At 69.3% G+C, this 18,077-nt stretch carries 18 protein-coding genes; 7 read left to right on the forward strand and 11 right to left on the reverse strand.

Annotated elements, in window-relative coordinates; genetic code table 11:
• Positions 1–107: 107 nt before the first annotated feature.
• The 4 genes from PBN85_RS05395 to purL form a co-directional block, all read right to left on the reverse strand.
• On the reverse strand, positions 108–1,433 hold the full coding sequence (locus tag PBN85_RS05395) for an outer membrane protein assembly factor BamB family protein (protein ID WP_037535023.1): 1,326 nt from the start codon (positions 1,431–1,433) through the stop codon (positions 108–110).
• The gene (locus PBN85_RS05400) at positions 1,430–2,182 is read right to left on the reverse strand and encodes a tetratricopeptide repeat protein (protein WP_271300377.1); all 753 of its coding nucleotides are present in this window, start codon (positions 2,180–2,182) and stop codon (positions 1,430–1,432) included. The genes PBN85_RS05395 and PBN85_RS05400 overlap by 4 nt, the downstream gene beginning before the upstream one ends.
• A 112-nt stretch (positions 2,183–2,294) precedes the next feature.
• Positions 2,295–3,158 (reverse strand): 3-methyl-2-oxobutanoate hydroxymethyltransferase, encoded by an 864-nt coding sequence (panB, locus tag PBN85_RS05405; RefSeq protein WP_037535021.1) that lies wholly within the window; start codon positions 3,156–3,158, stop codon positions 2,295–2,297.
• Positions 3,159–3,212: 54 nt separating this feature from the next.
• Positions 3,213–5,432: a phosphoribosylformylglycinamidine synthase subunit PurL gene (gene purL / locus PBN85_RS05410; RefSeq protein WP_271300378.1), complete on the reverse strand. Its 2,220-nt coding sequence runs from the start codon at positions 5,430–5,432 to the stop codon at positions 3,213–3,215.
• Between the two features lie 106 nt (positions 5,433–5,538).
• Between purL and PBN85_RS05415 the strand changes: the two genes are divergently transcribed.
• Positions 5,539–5,844, forward strand: coding sequence for a polyhydroxyalkanoic acid system family protein (locus tag PBN85_RS05415; protein ID WP_037535019.1), 306 nt, complete (start codon positions 5,539–5,541; stop codon positions 5,842–5,844).
• Positions 5,845–6,074: 230 nt separating this feature from the next.
• On the opposite strand, the gene fghA is transcribed toward PBN85_RS05415, so the two are convergent.
• From fghA to PBN85_RS05440, 5 genes are all read right to left on the reverse strand, one after another.
• Positions 6,075–6,905 (reverse strand): S-formylglutathione hydrolase, encoded by an 831-nt coding sequence (gene fghA, locus PBN85_RS05420; protein ID WP_271300845.1) that lies wholly within the window; start codon positions 6,903–6,905, stop codon positions 6,075–6,077.
• A 9-nt stretch (positions 6,906–6,914) separates the two neighbouring features.
• Positions 6,915–7,298, reverse strand: a complete 384-nt coding sequence (locus PBN85_RS05425) for a VOC family protein (protein ID WP_271300379.1) — start codon at positions 7,296–7,298, stop codon at positions 6,915–6,917.
• A 252-nt stretch (positions 7,299–7,550) separates the two neighbouring features.
• Positions 7,551–8,672, reverse strand: coding sequence for an S-(hydroxymethyl)glutathione dehydrogenase/class III alcohol dehydrogenase (locus PBN85_RS05430; protein ID WP_037535017.1), 1,122 nt, complete (start codon positions 8,670–8,672; stop codon positions 7,551–7,553).
• Positions 8,673–8,744: 72 nt separating this feature from the next.
• Positions 8,745–9,386, reverse strand: a complete 642-nt coding sequence (locus PBN85_RS05435) for a histidine phosphotransferase family protein (protein ID WP_037535016.1) — start codon at positions 9,384–9,386, stop codon at positions 8,745–8,747.
• A 63-nt stretch (positions 9,387–9,449) separates the two neighbouring features.
• Complete coding sequence (locus PBN85_RS05440; protein WP_271300380.1) at positions 9,450–9,851, reverse strand: M67 family metallopeptidase; 402 nt, start codon at positions 9,849–9,851, stop codon at positions 9,450–9,452.
• A 20-nt stretch (positions 9,852–9,871) separates the two neighbouring features.
• On the opposite strand from PBN85_RS05440, the gene PBN85_RS05445 reads away from it, so the two are divergent.
• The 4 genes from PBN85_RS05445 (at position 9,872) to mtgA (ending at position 13,764) form a co-directional block, all read left to right on the forward strand.
• Positions 9,872–10,819, forward strand: a complete 948-nt coding sequence (locus PBN85_RS05445; protein ID WP_271300381.1) for an RluA family pseudouridine synthase — start codon at positions 9,872–9,874, stop codon at positions 10,817–10,819.
• Positions 10,820–10,895: 76 nt separating this feature from the next.
• The gene (rpoH, locus tag PBN85_RS05450) at positions 10,896–11,801 is read left to right on the forward strand and encodes an RNA polymerase sigma factor RpoH (protein WP_037535013.1); all 906 of its coding nucleotides are present in this window, start codon (positions 10,896–10,898) and stop codon (positions 11,799–11,801) included.
• Positions 11,802–11,805: 4 nt separating this feature from the next.
• A complete protein-coding gene (locus PBN85_RS05455; protein ID WP_271300382.1) occupies positions 11,806–13,080 on the forward strand; it encodes a flavin monoamine oxidase family protein in 1,275 nt (424 codons plus the stop codon).
• 9 nt (positions 13,081–13,089) lie between these two features.
• Positions 13,090–13,764 (forward strand): monofunctional biosynthetic peptidoglycan transglycosylase, encoded by a 675-nt coding sequence (gene mtgA, locus PBN85_RS05460; protein ID WP_271300383.1) that lies wholly within the window; start codon positions 13,090–13,092, stop codon positions 13,762–13,764.
• A gap of 114 nt (positions 13,765–13,878) precedes the next feature.
• On the opposite strand, the gene PBN85_RS05465 is transcribed toward mtgA, so the two are convergent.
• A complete protein-coding gene (locus PBN85_RS05465) occupies positions 13,879–14,202 on the reverse strand; it encodes a YbaB/EbfC family nucleoid-associated protein (protein WP_037535010.1) in 324 nt (107 codons plus the stop codon).
• The gene (locus PBN85_RS05470; RefSeq protein WP_271300384.1) at positions 14,199–15,845 is read right to left on the reverse strand and encodes a DNA polymerase III subunit gamma/tau; all 1,647 of its coding nucleotides are present in this window, start codon (positions 15,843–15,845) and stop codon (positions 14,199–14,201) included. The genes PBN85_RS05465 and PBN85_RS05470 overlap by 4 nt, the downstream gene beginning before the upstream one ends.
• 92 nt (positions 15,846–15,937) lie before the next feature.
• Between PBN85_RS05470 and PBN85_RS05475 the strand changes: the two genes are divergently transcribed.
• Together PBN85_RS05475 and recJ are read left to right on the forward strand one after the other, a co-directional pair.
• Entirely contained in the window at positions 15,938–16,192 is a 255-nt protein-coding gene (locus PBN85_RS05475; protein WP_271300385.1) for a hypothetical protein, read from the forward strand.
• Between the two features lie 110 nt (positions 16,193–16,302).
• Complete coding sequence (gene recJ / locus PBN85_RS05480; RefSeq protein ID WP_271300386.1) at positions 16,303–18,057, forward strand: single-stranded-DNA-specific exonuclease RecJ; 1,755 nt, start codon at positions 16,303–16,305, stop codon at positions 18,055–18,057.
• Positions 18,058–18,077: the final 20 nt, after the last annotated feature.

Here is an 18,077-nt window from a genome sequence, read left to right on the forward strand (position 1 = left end):
GGCTCCCGGCTGGGCGGGAGCACAGACATGACCGTCGCAATTCTCCCCACCCGTTCGGGATGAGGGCATCGCAAGCAACCCCAATTCCGCCCCGGCCGCGGAAAGGATCACCGATAGGCGGTGATCTTCCCCGACTGGCCGAGCGTGTAGAGCGTCGACTTCACGACGATCGGCGGCAGCGCATAGCTGTCCTTGGTCTCGATCGTCTTGACGATGCTGCCGTCGGTCGGCGAGGCGAAGGCGATGTCGCCCAGCGAGTTGGTCAGCACCAGCCGGTTGCCGGCGAGCACCGGCCCGAACCAGGTGACCTGCGGCCCCTTGTTCTTCTTGGCGTTCTTGAAGCGCTGCAATTGCGCGATCCAGCGTGCCTTGCCGTTCGACCGGGCGAGGCAGACGAGCCGCGCGTCGTCGGTGACGACGAACAGCCATTCGCCCGCGATCCACGGGGTCGAGATGCCGGCGAAATTCTGCTCCCACAGCCGCTGGCCGGTGGCGAGATCGAGGCTGACCATGCGGCCGCCCTGGCCGACCGCGAAGACGCGGCCGTTGTCGATCACCGGCGCGGCATCGATATCCGACAGGCTCGACACCGAGGTGGTGATCGAGGTGCGCGACAGAGCGTCACCCCACAGCACGCGGCCGTTCTCGTAGCGATAGGCGTTGAGCTCGCCGCTCGAAAAGCCGGCGACGATCGTGCCCTGGCTCGCGGCGGGGGCGGCGACGCCGAACACGCCCTGCGTCTCCAGCGTGCCCGACTGCGTCCATTGCACCTTGCCGTCGCTCTGGTTGAGCGCGAAGATCTGATTGTCCTGGCTCAGCACATAGACCGAGCCGTTGGCGACGGTCGGGGCGCCGCGCAGCGGGCCGCCCGGCTTGGCGCGCCAGATTTCCTTGCCGTCCGCGGCATTGACCGCGACGACGTCGCCGACGCCGTCGGTCGCATAGACGTGGCCGTCGTCATAGCTCGCGCCGCCGCCGAACCGCGCCGGACGATTCTGGTCGCCGGTGCTGACCGAGGCGTCCCAGAGCTTCGCGCCGCTGTCGGCGGCGAAGGCGTGGATCTGCGCATTGACGTCGACGACGAACAATTTGTTGTCGGCGACCACCGGCGGCGCGCCGAGGCGCTCGCGGTTGGAGGCGCGGCCGATCGACTCCTGCCAGGCGCGCGCCGGCGATTCGGCCAGCGCCAATTGTCCCATCGACTTGGCGGCATTGCCGCCGGGCTGCGTCCAGGCGTCGTTCGGCTCCGCGGCGGGCAGCGTCACCTGGATGTCGGCGATCGTGCTGTCCGCCTCGATCGCATTTTCCGATGCGAGGATCGGCACCCGCTCGCCGACCGTCGGCGTCTTCTTGGTATGGCCCTTGAAGATGCCGCAGGCGGACAGCGCCATCAACGCCGCCACCGCCACCGAGGCCCGATATCTCGTCGTCATTGCGCAGGTGCTTCCTTCGATTGTGCGCCGGCCGCGCTGGCGGGAGAGACGATCCGCACCTTGGCGGCATCGTTCGGCGTGGCATCGATACCCATCGTGCCCGCCATCTGAACCGCGCGTTGACGGATCGTGTCGGGCACCGCGTCATTCTGCGCGAGCTGGCTGAACAGCTGGCCGGCGAGGTCCTTGCGGCCGCTGTCGAGATAGGCGATCGCGAGCATCTCGCCGGCGCTGCCGAAATAGGCGTTGGTCGGCACCGCGATCGGGCGCAGCCGCTCGATCACCACCTGCGGCTTCAGCGTGTCGAATTCGGCGCTGGTCTGCCGGATCAGCGCGAGGTCGCGGAACGGCTGGGCGAGGCTGGTGTCGGCGGCGATCCTGGCGAACATCGCCGCGGCGGGCTTGATCTGCTGCTTGCCGAGCAGGATGTCGGCCTGCGTCATCTGCGCGAGCGCGCGATAGCCGGGGCGCGGCGAGCCGGCGATCGGCTTGAGCATCGTGTCGGCCTTGTCCGCCTGTCCGGCGCCGAGCGTGTCATAGGCGGCCTGCAACTGCTCGCCCTCGACGCCCGCCGCCTCGGTCTGGCGATGCTGCCAGTAGAGCACGCCGGCGAAGGCGGCGAGCGCCACGACGATCGCGGCGATCGTCCAGCGGCCGTAGCGCTCCCAATAGCTGGTCAACTGGTCGCGGCGCAGCTCGTCATCGACTTCGCGCAGGAACGCTTCGTTGTTTTGCGGCGTAAGGGCCAAGGAGGGCTCCGGAACAGACGGTGGAATTGGCGCGCACTCTTAGCGGCGACGCCGACGAAACGAAAGCACGCGAAATGTGGCGGGTTGAGGGCGCTGCACCGCGGGCGGGGACTTACACCTTGGCGGCGTAGATCTGCTCGGGTCCGGGGAAGGTCCGCGCGCGCACTTCCGCGGCATAGCGTTCGGCGGCGTCGGAGATGCGCGCCGCCATATCGTCATAGCGTTTGACGAAGCGCGCGGTGCGCTCGAACAGGCCGAGCATATCCTCCGCCACCAGCACCTGGCCGTCGCAGCGGGCCGAGGCGCCGATGCCGATCGTCGGGCAGGCGACGCTTTCGGTGATGCGGATCGCGATCGGCTCGACCACGCCTTCGATCACCAGGGCGAAGGCGCCAGCCTCGGCGATAGCGGTGGCGTCGGCGGCGATCGCCTCCGCCTCCGCGTCGCTGCGGCCGCGTGCACCATAGCCGCCGAGCACGTTGACCGCCTGCGGCGTCAGGCCGACATGGCCCATCACCGGAATGCCGCGCTCGCTGAGGAAGCGTACCGTCGGCGCCATCGCCGCGCCGCCTTCCAGCTTCACCGCCGCGGCACCGGTCTGCTTGAGCAGCAAGGCGGCGCTGTCGAACGCCTGCTGCGGCGAGCCTTCGTAGCTGCCGAACGGCATGTCGATGACGACCAGCGCGTGATAGCTGCCGCGCACCACCGCCGCGCCATGCGCCGCCATCATCTCCAGCGTCACCGGCACGGTGGAAGGCAGGCCGTAGATCACCTGGCCGAGGCTGTCGCCGACGAGCAGCATGTCGCAATGCGGGTCGAGCAGCTGCGCGGTGCGCACCGTATAGGCGGTAAGCATCACCAGCGGTTCGCCGCCGCCCTTGCGCTGGCGAATCGCGGGCACGGTCAGGCGCTTGCGCGGCGCCGGCGTCGGGTTGGCGCGGCTGGTCGCGGTGTCGATGGTGAAGGTGGTGGACATGGCCATGCCTTACCGCGCGGGGCGGGCGGGCGCTACCCGGCCCGCCGCTGCCGGTCAGGCGAGCGCGCCGTCCACCCCCATCAGCGCCGGGAAGAAGCCCTCGTGCGCGCTGCGCAGCGCCTCCAGCGTCACCACGTCGTCACGATCGGGCCGTTCGAAGATCAGCCGCTTGCCGCCGGTGCGCCCGAGCGGCTCGGCCTCGACCCCGGCGGCATGCGCCGCGCCGAGGAAGTCGAGCAGCGCCGCATCGTGGACGGTGACGACATAGACGCCCTGGTCCTCCGCGAAGAAGGCGCGCGCACAGTCGAACGGCTGCTTGCGGTCGATCATCGCGCCGACATTGCCGGCGAGCGCCATTTCGGCGAGCGTCACCGCGATGCCGCCGTCCGACACGTCGTGCACTGCGGAGAGCTGTCCGGCGGTGATCGCGGCGCGGATCAGGTCGCCGGTCTTGCGCTCGGCGGCGAGATCGACCGGCGGCGGCGGGCCGTCCTCGCGGCCATGGCATTCGCGCAGGAAGAGCGACTGGCCGAGATGGCCGCGCCGCGTGCCGACCGCGAGGATGATGTCGCCGGTGCCCTTGAAGGCGATCGTCGCATTCCGGGTCCAGTCCTTGAGCAGCCCGACGCCGCCGATCGCCGGGGTCGGCAGGATCGCGCTGCCGCCGCCGGTCGCCTTCGATTCGTTGTAGAGCGAGACGTTGCCGCTGACGATCGGGAAGTCGAGCGCGCGGCACGCCTGCGCCATGCCGTCGAGGCAGCCGACGATCTGGCCCATGATCTCGGGCCGCTGCGGATTGGCGAAGTTGAGGCAGTTGGTGATGGCGAGCGGCGTGCCGCCGACCGCGGTGATATTGCGCCACGCCTCGGCGACCGCCTGCTTGCCGCCCTCGACCGGATCGGCGAAACAATAGCGCGGCGTGCAATCGGTGGTGATCGCCAGCGCCTTGTCGGTGCCGTGGACGCGGACCACCGCGGCGTCGCCGCCGGGCGCCTGCACCGTATCGGCACCGACCATGTGGTCATATTGCTCCCAGATCCAGCGACGGCTGGCGATGTCGGGCGAGCCCATCAGCGTCAGCAGGTCGGCGGCGATGTCGCGGCTCTCGGGCACGTTGGCGAGCGGCGCCGGCGGCGGCGTCGGCACGTGCGGCCGGTCGTACAGCGGTGCCTCGTCGGCGAGCGGGCCGAGCGGGATGTCGCAGACGGTCTCGCCCTTGAAGGTCAGCACCATGCGGCCGGTGTCGGTGACACGGCCGATCACCGCGAAATCGAGCTCCCATTTGCGGAAGATCGCCTCGGCCTCGGCCTCGCGACCGGGCTTGAGCACCATCAGCATGCGCTCCTGCGATTCGGAGAGCATCATTTCATAGGGCGTCATGCCGGTTTCGCGCTGCGGCACGTCGTCCATCACCAGCTCGATGCCGACGCCGCCCTTCGACGCCATCTCGACGCTCGACGAGGTGAGGCCGGCGGCGCCCATGTCCTGGATCGCGACGATCACGTCGGTCGCCATCAGTTCGAGGCAGGCCTCGATCAGCAGCTTCTCGGTGAATGGATCGCCAACCTGCACGGTCGGACGCTTGGCATCGGCATCCTCGCCGAAATCGGCCGACGCCATCGTCGCGCCGTGGATGCCGTCGCGCCCGGTCTTGGACCCGACGTAGACGATCGGATTGCCGATGCCGCTCGCCGCGGAATAGAAGATCTTGTCCTGATCGGCGATCCCGACCGTCATCGCGTTGACCAGGATGTTGCCGTCATAGGCGGGGTGGAAATTGACCTCGCCGCCCACCGTCGGCACGCCGACGCAATTGCCGTAGCCACCGATGCCATGGACGACGCCGCTGATCAGGTGGCGCATCTTGGGATGGGTCGGCGATCCGAAGCGCAGCGCGTTCATGTTGGCGACCGGCCGTGCGCCCATCGTGAACACGTCGCGCAGGATGCCGCCGACCCCGGTCGCCGCACCCTGATAGGGTTCGATGTACGACGGGTGGTTGTGGCTCTCCATCTTGAAGATCGCCGCCTGATTGTCGCCGATGTCGATCACGCCGGCATTCTCGCCCGGACCGCAGATCACCTGCGGCCCTTCGGTCGGCAGCTTCTTGAGGTGGATGCGGCTCGACTTGTAGCTGCAATGCTCGGACCACATCACCGAAAAGATGCCGAGCTCGACCAGATTGGGCTCGCGGCCCAGCGCGTGGAGGACGCGCTCATATTCTTCCGGGGACAGGCCGTGGTCGGCGACGATCTGGGGCGTGATCTCGGTCATGCGGCGCGCCTTAGCGGGGCGCGGCGGTTTCGTCACCATCGCTGATGGTTGACGGCGCACGCCGGGCGCGGGCAGGGGCGCCGCCTGTTCCTTTCCGGAGACGATGATGGCCGCGATCCCCTTCGACATAGCGCACGACCTCGGCCGCGACGAGGCGCGGCGGCGGATCGCGGCGGGGCTGCCCAAGCTCGCCCGGCATATCCCCGGCGGCGGCACGGTGGATGCCGACTGGACGGGGCCGGACACGCTGGCGCTGGCGATCGTCGCGATGGGGCAGAAGGTCGCGGTCGACATGACGGTCGGCGACGCCGACGTCCGCGGCACGGTCAGGGTGCCGATGATGCTGGCGATGATGTCCGGCCCGATCGCCGACTTCGTGAAGACCAGCGCGGAGAAGATGCTGGCCAAGTGAAGAGGTGATCACGTGCGTTCATCCGCTGAGCGTCGCGTGATCCTGTCAGACTAGAGTGCTCCCGCGCAGGCGAGAGCCCAGTGTTTCTGTGCTGCAAGCCGTCGTTCTGCTGGGCCACTGGATTCCCGCCTGCGCGGGAATACGGGCGGGCAGGCGGAAGCCCCCGATCAGCAGCGGCGTTCTACAAGCGGAGGTGATGGGGTGACCATCGCTAGCGTACCCGTAACCCGCTACCCCAGCCGCGCGGCATGCCAGGCGAGATGGTCCGCCATGAACGTCGCAATGAAATAGTAACTGTGGTCATAGCCCGGCTGCATCCGCAGCGTCAGCTCGATCCCCGCGGCGTCACACGCCTCGGCGAGCAACTGCGGGCGTAGCTGCTCGGCGAGGAACTGGTCGGCCTCGCCCTGGTCGACGAGCAGCGCGGGCACGCGCGCGCCGTCCTCGATCAGCGCCACCGCATCGTGCCGGCGCCACCCCGCGCGGTCCGCGCCGAGATAGCCGCCGAGCGCCTTCTCGCCCCACGGCACCCGGCTCGGCGCGACGATCGGTGCGAAGGCGGAGACGGCGCGGAACCGCTCCGCCAGCATCAGCCCGATGGTCAGCGCGCCATGACCGCCCATCGAATGGCCCATGATCGACTGGCGCGCCATGTCGGCCGGGAAATGCGCGGCAATCAGCGCGGGCAATTCCTCGGTGACGTAGGACCACATGCGGAAATGCGCCGCCCAGGGCGCCTCGGTCGCATCGACGTAGAAGCCGGCGCCCTGGCCGAAGTCATAGGCGGGATCGTCGGCGACGCCGTCACCGCGCGGCGAGGTGTCGGGCGCGACGAAGATCAGCCCGAGCTCGGCGCAGGCGCGGCGATATTCGCCCTTGTCGGTGACATTGGCGTGCGTGCAGGTCAGCCCCGACAGATACCAGATTACCGGCAGCGTCTGTCCCGGCACATGCGGCGGGACATAGACCGAGAAGGTCATCGGCGTGCCGGTCGCGTCGGAGGCATGGCGATAGACGCCCTGCGTGCCGCCGAACGCCCGCGCGGTGGCGACGGTCTCGATCGCCATCGCTCAGGCCGCCATACGGTGCGCGGCGCACAGCTTGTTGCCGGCGGGATCGCGCAGATAGGCGAGATAGAGCTGGCCGAACGGCGACTGGCGCGGGCCGGGCGGGTCCTCGATCGCGGTGCCGCCATGCGCGAGTCCGGCGGCATGCCACGCATCGACCGCCGCGGGCGAGGCGGCGGCGAAGCCGATTGTGCCGCCATTGGCGTGGCTGGCGGGCTCGCCGTTGATCGGCACGCTCAGCAGCAGCCGGCCGCCAGCGTGCATATAGGCCGTGCGGCCCTTGGCATCGCTGACCCCCGGTCCGATGCCGAGCGCGCCCAGCGTCGCATCGTAGAAGGCGCGCGAGGCGGCCATGTCATCGGTGCCGAGCATGACGTGGGAGAACATGGGAGGCTCCTTCATGTGTGTTCGATGCTACGCTTGGTCGAAGGTAAAGCGGGTCGCTGTTTCAGCGATCCAGCCGTCATCGGGATGGTTGAGAATACCATTCCGTATCTCCCTAGCTACCACCCCGGCGCAGGCCGGGGTCCAGTCGGGTGGACCCTGGTAGTCACTCACTCCGCGTCCCCCATCTGGGCCCCGGCCTCCGCCGGGGCGGTCGGAGGATTGTTGCAGGAATCCAGGGGGAATCGTGCGCCGTCAGTAGATCACCACGCTGCGGATGCTCTCGCCGGCGTGCATCAGGTCGAACCCCTTGTTGATCTCGTCGAGCGTCAGGCGGTGGGTGATCATCGGGTCGATCTGGATCATCCCGTCCATATACCAGTCGACGATCTTGGGCGTGTCGGTGCGGCCGCGCGCGCCGCCGAACGCGGTGCCGCGCCAGTTGCGCCCGGTGACGAGCTGGAACGGGCGGGTGCTGATCTCCTTGCCCGCCTCGGCGACGCCGATGATGATCGACGTGCCCCAGCCGCGGTGGCAGCATTCGAGCGCCTGGCGCATCACATCGGTGTTGCCGGTGGCATCGAAGCTATAGTCGGCGCCGCCGTCGGTCAGCTGGACGATATGCGCGACGATGTCGCCCCCCGGTACCGAAGAGGCATCGCGCGGATTGGCGAAATGGGTCATGCCGAAGCGGCGGCCCCAATCCTCGCGATCCGGATTGATGTCGACGCCGACGATCATCTTCGCGCCGGCGAGCTTCGCCCCCTGGATGACGTTGAGGCCGATGCCGCCGAGGCCGAAGACGACGACGGTGTCGCCCGGCTGCACCTTGGCGGTGTTGACCACCGCGCCGACACCGGTGGTGACGCCGCAGCCGACGTAGCAGCTGGTGTCGAACGGCGCGTCGGGGCGGATCTTGGCGACCGCGATCTCGGGCAGCACGGTGAAGTTGGAGAAGGTCGAGCAGCCCATGTAGTGGAAGATCGGCTGGCCCTTGTAGCTGAACCGGGTGGTGCCGTCGGGCATCAGCCCCTTGCCCTGCGTCGCGCGGATGGCGGTGCACAGATTGGTCTTCTGGCTGAGGCACGACTTACACTGGCGGCATTCGGGCGTGTAGAGCGGGATGACGTGATCGCCGACCGCGACGCTGGTCACCCCCGCGCCGACCTCGCGGACGATGCCCGCGCCCTCATGGCCTAGCACGCTCGGGAACAGGCCCTCGCTGTCGAGGCCGTCGAGCGTATAGGCGTCGGTATGGCAGATGCCGGTCGCCATGATCTCGACCAGCACCTCGCCGGCCTTCGGTCCTTCGAGGTCGAGCTCGACGATCTCGAGCGGCTGTTTGGCGGCGAAGGCGACGGCGGCGCGGGTCTTCATGGATCGGAGCTCCGGAAAGTGCAGGCCGCCCGGTTAGTCCCCTCCACCCGGACAGGGCAAGTCGCGGCGGGATCAGCCGCGAAATACCGCGCCGAAGATCATGATCGTCTCGGTCGGCTCGCTGATCTGCAACGTGCCGCCCGCCTGCGCGACCAGGCTGTGCACCATATAGGCGGCGGCGGTGCGCGGTGTGACGCCCTCCGGCCCTTCGCCATGATCGAGCGCGAGCCGCAGGTCGGGCGCGAGGATGATGCGCGGCCCCTCGATCTTGACGACGATCTCGAGCTGGCCGTTATTCTCCTCGCCGCCGACGTCGAGCGTGCCGCCGCGCACCAGCGCCTCGCTGGCGAGCAGCGCGAGGTTGAGCATCACCTTGAGCGCCGTCTTGGGCAATTGGTCCGACTCGACCCACCAGTTGAAGGTGGTGCGCTTGTTGTCGATCAGCAGGCCTTCGATCGCCGTCTTCGCCTCGCGCGAATCGACGCGGTCGCCGAAGCCGCCCGCCCCGCCGAACGCGAGGCGGAAGAACTTGAGCTTGTTCGCCGAGGCGCGGGCGGATTCGGCGAGCAACTGGAAGACGCGCGCGCGCATCTCCTCGTCGGTTTCGTCGGTGAGCAATTCCAGTCCGTTGTTGAGCGCGCCGACCGGCGAGAGCAGGTCGTGGCACAGCCGCGAACAGAGCAGACTGGCGAAATCGACCGGACTGACGGACATGAGCTTCCCCTGGATGAACGCTGCGTGTGTGGCCGAGCCGAGTCGCGCGCGCAAGGGCGGCCGTCAGGCGATGCGCAGCGGCACCGGCGCGAACCGCCCCTCGACCGGTCCGTCGGCGACAGCGCGCCAGCCGCGCACCGTCCCGCCGGCGACGATCAGCCACAGCGCACCGTCGGGCGGCGCGCTCGCGGCATCGCGCGGCGAGGGACGCGCGATGCCGCTCGGGTGCGAATGATAATGGCCGATCAGGCGCGGTCCGCCGCCGCGCGCGGCGCGATGCGCGGCGAGCAAGGCGGCCGGATCGATCTCGAACCAGCGCGCCGGATCGGCGGCGACGTTGCGGCACGGCCGGATCGCGGTGATCGCCGCATCGTCGCCGAACAGCAGGCCGCAGACCTCCGCGTCGGGACAGGCGGCGGCTTCGCAGCGGATGCGGTCGATCAGGTCGCTTGCAATTGCGGTCATGCTACCCACATCCCTAGGTAATGGACCGGGGGGTTTCCATCATTGAAGCAGTGATCGCGCCGGCGGCGGACGGCTGGCGGCTCGATCGGGCGCTGGCCGATGCGGTGCCGACGTTGTCGCGCGAACGGCTGAAAGTGCTGATCGCCAGCGGCGCGGTGACGCGCGCGGGCCTGATGGTGCGCGATCCCGCCAAGCGCGCCGCGGCGGGCGACCGGCTTGCGGTCGCGGTGCCCGTGCCGAGCCTGCCGCATAACGAGGCGCAGGATATCCCGCTCGTCGTCGCCTATGAGGACGAGCATCTCATCGTCATCGACAAGCCCGCCGGGCTGGTGGTGCATCCCGCCGCGGGCAATCTCGACGGCACCCTGGTCAACGCGCTGCTCCACCATTGCCAGGGATCGCTGTCGGGAATCGGTGGCGTCGCGCGGCCGGGGATCGTCCACCGCATCGACAAGGACACCTCCGGCCTGATGGTCGCCGCCAAGACCGATCGTGCGCATGAGGGGCTGGCGCGGCAGTTCCACGATCACAGCATCGATCGCCGCTATCGCGCGATCGTCGGCGGCGTGCCGCGTCCGGCGGAGGGCAAGGTCGACGCGCCGCTCGCGCGCTCCGCGGCCAATCGCAAGAAGATCGCGATCGTCCCCGGCGGCAAGCGCGCGGTGACGCATTTCCGCACGATGCAGGTGCTGCGCGATGCGGCGCTGGTCGAATGCCGGCTGGAGACGGGGCGGACACACCAGGTGCGCGTCCATATGGCCTCGCTCGGCCACGCCTTGCTCGGCGACCCGGTCTATGGTAGAACAAAGGGTGTTCAAAAGGCGCTGCTCGAAACCCTTGGTTTCCGGCGCCAGGCCTTGCACGCCGCCCATCTCGGGTTCATCCATCCGGTGAAAAGCACCGCTTTGGCGTTCGATAGCCAGATGCCTGCAGACATGCAGGAACTGTTCACCGAGCTTCACGTATAGGTTCGAGCCGGTTCGCCGCCGCCCCAAAGGAGACAGGGCGGGGCGAATCGCCTCCGAAAGAAAGGGAGATCAGATCATGGCAGCCCGCAGCAACGTCCCCGCGACGATTCCTGCCCTTGGCGGGGAGCAGAGCCTCAACCGCTACCTGGCCGAGATCAAGAAATTCCCGATCCTCGCGCCCGAGCAGGAGTTCATGCTCGCCAAACGGTTCCAGGAGCATGGCGATACCGATGCGGCGGCGCAGCTCGTCACCAGCCATCTGCGCCTCGTCGCGAAGATCGCGATGGGCTATCGCGGCTATGGTCTGCCGACCTCGGAGCTGATCTCGGAAGGCAACATCGGCCTGATGCAGGGCGTCAAGAAGTTCGAGCCCGATCGCGGCTTCCGCCTCGCCACTTATGCGATGTGGTGGATCCGTGCCTCGATCCAGGAATATATCCTGCGCTCGTGGAGCCTGGTGAAGATGGGCACCACCGCCGCGCAGAAGAAGCTGTTCTTTAATCTGCGGCGGATGAAGTCGAAGCTCGACGCGTTCGAGGACGGCGACCTCAAACCCGAGCATATCACCAAGATCGCCACCGACCTCGGCGTCGCGGAAGCCGATGTCGTGTCGATGAACCGGCGCATGGCGATGGGCGGCGACACCTCGCTCAACGTCTCGATGCGCGAGGATGGCGAGGGCCAGTGGCAGGATTGGCTGCAGGACGACGCGCCGTTGCAGGATACCGTTGTCGCCGAGGCGCAGGAGGCGGACGTCCGCCACGGCATGCTCGTGTCGGCGATGGACGATCTCAACGATCGCGAGAAGCATATCCTCACCGAGCGGCGGCTGACCGACGATCCCAAGACGCTGGAAGAGCTGTCGCAGGTCTATGGCGTATCGCGCGAACGCGTGCGGCAGATCGAGGTGCGCGCGTTCGAGAAGCTCCAGAAGGCGATGATGCGCATCGCCGGCGAAAAGCGTCTGCTCGCCGCGGCCTGACCCGATGCGCACCGTCGTCATCGGCGGCGGTGCGGCCGGGATCGCCGCGGCCCGGCGGCTGCACGATGCAGGCGCCGAGGTGCTGCTGGTCGAAGCAGGCAGCCGACTCGGCGGCCGCGCGCGCAGCGTCGCGGTGGAGACGCTAACCGGTGGTGAGAGACTGTCTTCGCGCGCGCCGGATCGGGCCGAAGGTCAACCCGCCATCGATCTCGGCTGTGGCTGGCTCCATTCCGCCGGCCGCAATCCGTGGACCGCGATCGCCGAGCGCAGCGGCGCCGCGATCGATCGCAGCTCCCCCCATTGGGGTGAGCAATGGCGCGACCTCGGCTATCCGCCCGACGAGCAACGCGCCTTCCGCGCCGCCTATCAGCGCTGGGACGAGGCTGCGCATGCCGCGCTCGCCGGCCCCGACCGGCCCTTGTCCGATTTCGTCGCGCCGGACGATCCGTGGCGGCCGATGATCGATGCGATCTCGGGCTATGCCAATGGCGCGCCGCTCGACCGTGTCTCGCTGCACGATTGGGCGGCTTACGAGGATGCCGCCACCGACGACAATTGGGCGCTTCCCGCCGGCTATGGCACGCTGATCGTCGGACACGCCGGCGCGGTGCCGGTGCGGCTCGATACGCCGGTGACGCGGATCGACCACCGCGGCCGGACGATCCGGCTCGACACGCCCGCGGGGACGATCGAGGCCGACCGTGTCATCCTCGCCATCCCGACGAGCGCTTATGCCGCGATCCGCTTCGACCCGCCCTTGCCCGACAAGCAGGCGGCGGCGGCGGCGCTGCCGCTCGGTCTCGCCGACAAGGTGTTTCTCGCGGTCGACCGACCCGAATGGCCGGCACAGGCGCATCTGATCGGCGATCCGCATCGCAGCTGCACCGCCAGTCACCGGCTGTCGCCCTTCGGCCTGCCGATCATCGAAAGCTTCTTCGGCGGCGCCTGCGCCGAGGCGATGGCCGACACCCGCGCCGCGACCGACTTCGCGATTCGCGAGCTGGTCGCGCTGCTCGGCTCCGACTGGCGGCGCCGGCTGACCCCGCTCACCGCGACGCACTGGCGCGGCGAGTCGTATATCCACGGCAGCTACAGCCACGCGCGGGTCGGGCAGGCGGGGGCGCGCGCGATCCTCGCCGCGCCGGTCGACGATCGCCTGTTCTTCGCGGGCGAGGCCTGTTCCGCCACCGACTTCTCGACCGCGCACGGCGCCTATCAGACCGGCATCGCCGCCGCCGACGCGATCCTCCCCTTGCTGGAGCCCGCGCCGCGCCGGTAAGGAGCGGCGATGCTCTTCGTCCTCCGCCTCCTGTTCAAGGCCGGTCTGGTCTTCGTCGCGATCAGCCTGCTGTGGGTCGGCATCTATCGTTTCGTGCCGGTGCCCTTCACCTGGACGATGGCGGGCGATCTGCTCGGCGGGCGCAGCGTCACCAAGGACTGGATGCCGCTGTCCAAGATGGACCCCGACATGGCCCGCGCCGCGATCGCCGGCGAGGATGCGCGTTTCTGCTCGCATCACGGCTTCGACTGGCAGGGGATCGCGCACGCCGCCTATAGCAATGCGCAGGGCAACCGGCTGCGCGGCGGCTCCACGATCAGCCAGCAGACCGCCAAGAACGTCTTCCTGTTCCAGGGCGGCGGCTATGTCCGCAAGGCGTTCGAGGCCTATTTCACCGTCCTGATCGAGACCCTGTGGGGCAAACGCCGGATCATGGAGGTCTATCTCAACGTCGCCGAGACGGGGATCGGCACCTATGGCGTCAATGCCGGGGCGATGCGCTATTTCCACCACGACGCTTCGCACCTGACCCCGACCGAGGCGGGGCGGATCGCCGCGGTGCTGCCGCTGCCCAAGAAACGCGCGGCGATCGACCCGCACGGCTTCGTCCGCCGCCACGGCAACGCCCTGTCGCGCTATGTCGGCGTGGTGCGGCGGAGCGGGCTGGACAGCTGTCTGCGGTAGGGGAGGTCGGTCCGGGGCAGCGTCTTACCTCTGTATCGCGTCTGTCTTGTCGTCCTGCCCCGGTGGTCATCCCCGCCTGCGCGGGGATGACAAATTCCAGTGGAGCTAAGACCCTCAGAACGGCAGCTTGAACCCCGGCGGCAACGGCAGGCCGCTCGTCATCTTCGACATTTCCTGGCCCGACACCGCATCCGCCTTGGCGCGCGCATCGTTGAACGCCGCGGCGAGCAGGTCCTCGAGCATCTGCTTTTCCGACACCTCGATCAGCGAATCGTCGATCGCGATGGTGATGATCCGGCCCTTGGCGCTCGCCTTGACCTTGACCAGGCCGCCGCCCGAGACACCCTCGACCTCGATCGTGTCGAGCTGGTCCTGTGCCTTCTGCAGCTCGTTCTGGACGTTCTGCGCCATGGCGAGGATTTCGTCGATATTCTTCATGCCATACTCCGTTTGCCGGGCCAGGATTCGAGTTCCGCCTCGGGGAAGGCGGCGAAGGCCGCCCTGACCAGCGGCGTGTCGAGGATCGCCAGCCGCTTCGCCTCGTCGTCCGCCTTGGCCTGCTCGCGCAAGGTAGGCGCGCCGGGCGCATCCTCCAAGGCGATCTTCCACACCTGTCCGGTCGCGGACTTGAGCGCATCGGCGACGTCGCGCAGCGTATCGGCGGACATCGGCCGCGACCCGCTGAGGATCAGCTCGGGCGCCGCATAGCGGACGACGCGCGCGCCGTGGCTGAGTTGCGCCGCGACCGCGAAATGGCCCTTGTCCTCGAGCAGGGTGACGAGGCCGGGGAAGTCCGCGGGCACCGCCGGACGTTCGGCCACGGGGGCGGCGGCGGCGGCGGGCGCCGGCGCGCCGGACGCGGCAGCGGGTGCGCCGATCGCGCCGAGCTTGCCGCTGGCGATCTGCTTCGCCAGTTCGCCGGGATCGGGCAGGCTCGCGGCATGGATCGCGCGCAGCAGCGCCATCTCCGCCGCCTCGATCGGCAGCGCCGCCTTGGCGACCTCGTCATGCCCCTTCAGGAACAATTGCCACAATCGGTGCAGCGCCGGGAAGGACAGGGCCGCCGCCCATTCGTGCCGCGCCGCGCGCTCCTCGGCGGGCTGGGCGGGATCGTCGGCAGTGCCGACCTTGGTCAGCGTGATGCCGTGCACCGATTCGAGCAGCGCGCGCAGCACCGCCTGCGGATCGACACCATAATCATATTGCCGGCGCAGGCTGGCGAGCGCCCCCGCCGAATCGCCGGCGAGCACCAGCGCGAGCAGGTCGCGCACCGCGCCGCGATCGGACAGGCCGAGCATCTGGCGCACCGCATCGGCGGTGACGCCGCCGCCCTCCAGCCCGGCATGCGCGATTCCCTGGTCGAGGATCGACAGGCCGTCGCGCGCCGAACCTTCCGCGGCGCGTGCGATCAGCATCAGCGCCTCGGGCTCGGCCTCGACGCCTTCCTCGCGGCAGACGAAGGCGAAATGCTGGGCGAGCTGCTCGGCCGAGATGCGCCGCAGGTCGAACCGCTGGCAGCGCGACAGCACGGTGATCGGCACCTTGTTCACCTCGGTGGTGGCGAACAGGAATTTGACGTGCGCCGGCGGCTCCTCCAGCGTCTTCAGCAACGCGTTGAACGCATTCTTCGACAGCATGTGGACTTCGTCGACGATATAGATCTTGTAGCGTGCCGACACCGCAGCATAGCGCGCCGCATCGATGATCTCGCGCACGTCGTCGACGCCGGTATGGCTGGCGGCGTCCATCTCGATCACGTCGATGTGACGCCCCTCGGCGATCGCGCGGCACGGCTCGCAGACGCCGCACGGATCGATCGTCGGACCGCCCTGGCCGTCCGGGCCGATGCAGTTGAGCGCCTTGGCAATCAGCCGCGCGGTCGACGTCTTGCCGACGCCGCGCACCCCGGTCATCAGGAACGCATGCGCCAGCCGGTCGCGCTTGATCGCATTGCCGAGCGTGGTAACCATCGCGTCCTGGCCGATCAGCTCGCGGAAGGTCTGCGGACGGTATTTGCGCGCCAGCACGCGATAGGGCGTCGCCGCCGCCGGTGGTTCGCCCAGATCAAAGGAATCGGCCATTGGCGCTGATATAGGCCGGGAGCGGGCCGGTGTCGAAGGGTGAGACGGGAACGGCGGTTCCGGCGCCGGGACGATAGATGGAGGGGACGACCTTGCTCGCCGATCTGCTCACCGCATTCGCATCGACGGCCTGCGTCGGTTTGATCGGCTACGCCGCGACCCGGTGGCTGGCCCCCTTGCGTCCGGCCCGTTTCGGCGGCTTCATGCTGGCGATCGGCTATGCCTCGGCACGGTTCAGCGGCGCGGGGGCGGGGGAGGCGCCGCTGATGCGCGCGATCGGTGCCGCCGCGGCGCTCGGGTTGCTGTGGTTCCTGTGGTTTTCTGAACGCGACGCGGATCGGCCGTGACACCGCGATGAGCCGCTGACCGGCAAAGCGTTTCCTCCTCGGCGCATCTTGCTTTAAGGACGGCAGACCGTCGCGCCGTGCCGCGCCCTACCGGAACCTTTGCCCCATCCATGACCCCCGTTCTCGGCGTATCCCATTCGATTCTCGGCCAGCCCTGGCATTGGCGCAGCCTCGCCGCCGATGCGCGCGATGGCTTTGGTGCGGACGATCTCGTCACCCAGCTGCTGCTCGCCCGCGGCGCCGAGCGCGAGACGCTCGACGATCACCGCAGCCCCTCGATCCGCGCCTTCATGCCCGATCCGTCGGTGTTCCGCGACATGGACCGCGCCGCGGCGCGGCTCGCCGATGCGGTGCAGGCGGGGGAGAGCGTCGCGGTGTTCGGCGATTATGACGTCGACGGCGCCACCTCGGCGGCGCTGATGATCCTCGTGCTGCGCGAGCTCGGGCTCGAGGCGCGGCCCTATATCCCCGACCGGCTGCTCGAAGGCTATGGCCCATCGGGCGATGCCCTGGTGCGGCTGGCGGGTGAGGGGGCGTCGCTGATCGTCACCGTCGATTGCGGCGCGCAGGCGTTCGACGCGCTGGCGATGGCGCATGCGCATCCGGTCGACGTCGTCGTCGTCGATCACCACAAATGCGCCGCCGCGCTGCCGCTCGCGCATGCGCTGGTCAATCCCAACCGCCTCGACGAGGCGGAGGGCGCGGCGCACGGCCATCTCGCCGCGGTCGGCGTCTGCTTCCTACTCGCCGCCGCGCTGCTGCGCGTGCTCGATGCGCGCGGGTTCTTCGCCAGCCGGGCCAAGCCCAACCTGCTCCACCATCTCGATCTCGTCGCGCTCGGCACCGTCGCCGACGTCGCGCAGCTGCGCGGGCTCAACCGCGCCTTCGTCGCGCAGGGGCTCAAGGTGCTGGCGCAGCGCCGCAACCCCGGCCTCGCCGCGCTGATCGAGGCGGCGCGGCTGACCCGTGCGCCGACGTGCAGTGACCTGGGCTTCGCGCTCGGCCCGCGGATCAACGCCGGCGGCCGCGTCGGCCGTGCCGACCTCGGCGTCCGGCTGCTCACCACGCGCGATCCCGACGAGGCGCGGCAGATCGCCGTCGAGCTCGACCGGCTCAACGAGGAGCGCCGGCTGATCGAGGCGGGCGTGCAGCAGGCCGCCGAGCTCGGCGCGACCGGCGACCGCCGCGTCGTCGTCGTCGCGGGCGAGGGCTGGCACCCCGGCGTGATCGGCATCGTCGCCGGTCGCCTCAAGGAGAAGCTCGGCCGCCCGGCGATCGTCATCGCGATCGGCGAGGACGGGCTCGGCAAGGGATCGGGCCGGTCGATCGCCGGGGTCGATCTCGGCGCGGCGGTGCTCGCGGCGAAGGAGCACGGGCTGCTCGTTGCCGGCGGCGGCCACGCGATGGCGGCGGGGCTGACGATCCCCGCCGACGGCATCGCCGCCTTCGCCGACTTCCTCGAAGCGCGGCTCGCCGCCACCGTCGACAGCGCGATGGAGAGCCGTGCGCTGCTCGTCGACGCGGTACTCGCGCCGGGCGGGATCAACCCGCTGCTGGTCGAATCGCTCGACGTCGGCGGGCCGTACGGCATGGGCTGGCCGGCGCCGCGCATCGCCGCCGGGCCGGTGCGGATCATCAAGGCCGATGTCGTCGGCAACGGCCATGTCCGCGCGGTGGTGGCGGGCGACGATGGCCGCAGCTTCAAGGCGGTGGCGTTCCGCGCCGCCGACACCGCCCTGGGGCAGGCGCTGCTCGCCGCCGCGCCGCACCGCCGCCTGTGGCTCGCCGGCCGCGCCAAGATCGACGATTGGGGCAGCCGCCCGGCGGCGGAAATGCACCTCGAAGACGCCGCTTGGGCAAATTGATCGCTGCAACCCCTTGACCG

The organism is Sphingomonas sp. CV7422, assembly GCF_027945725.1.
GTDB lineage: Bacteria > Pseudomonadota > Alphaproteobacteria > Sphingomonadales > Sphingomonadaceae > Sphingomonas > Sphingomonas kyungheensis.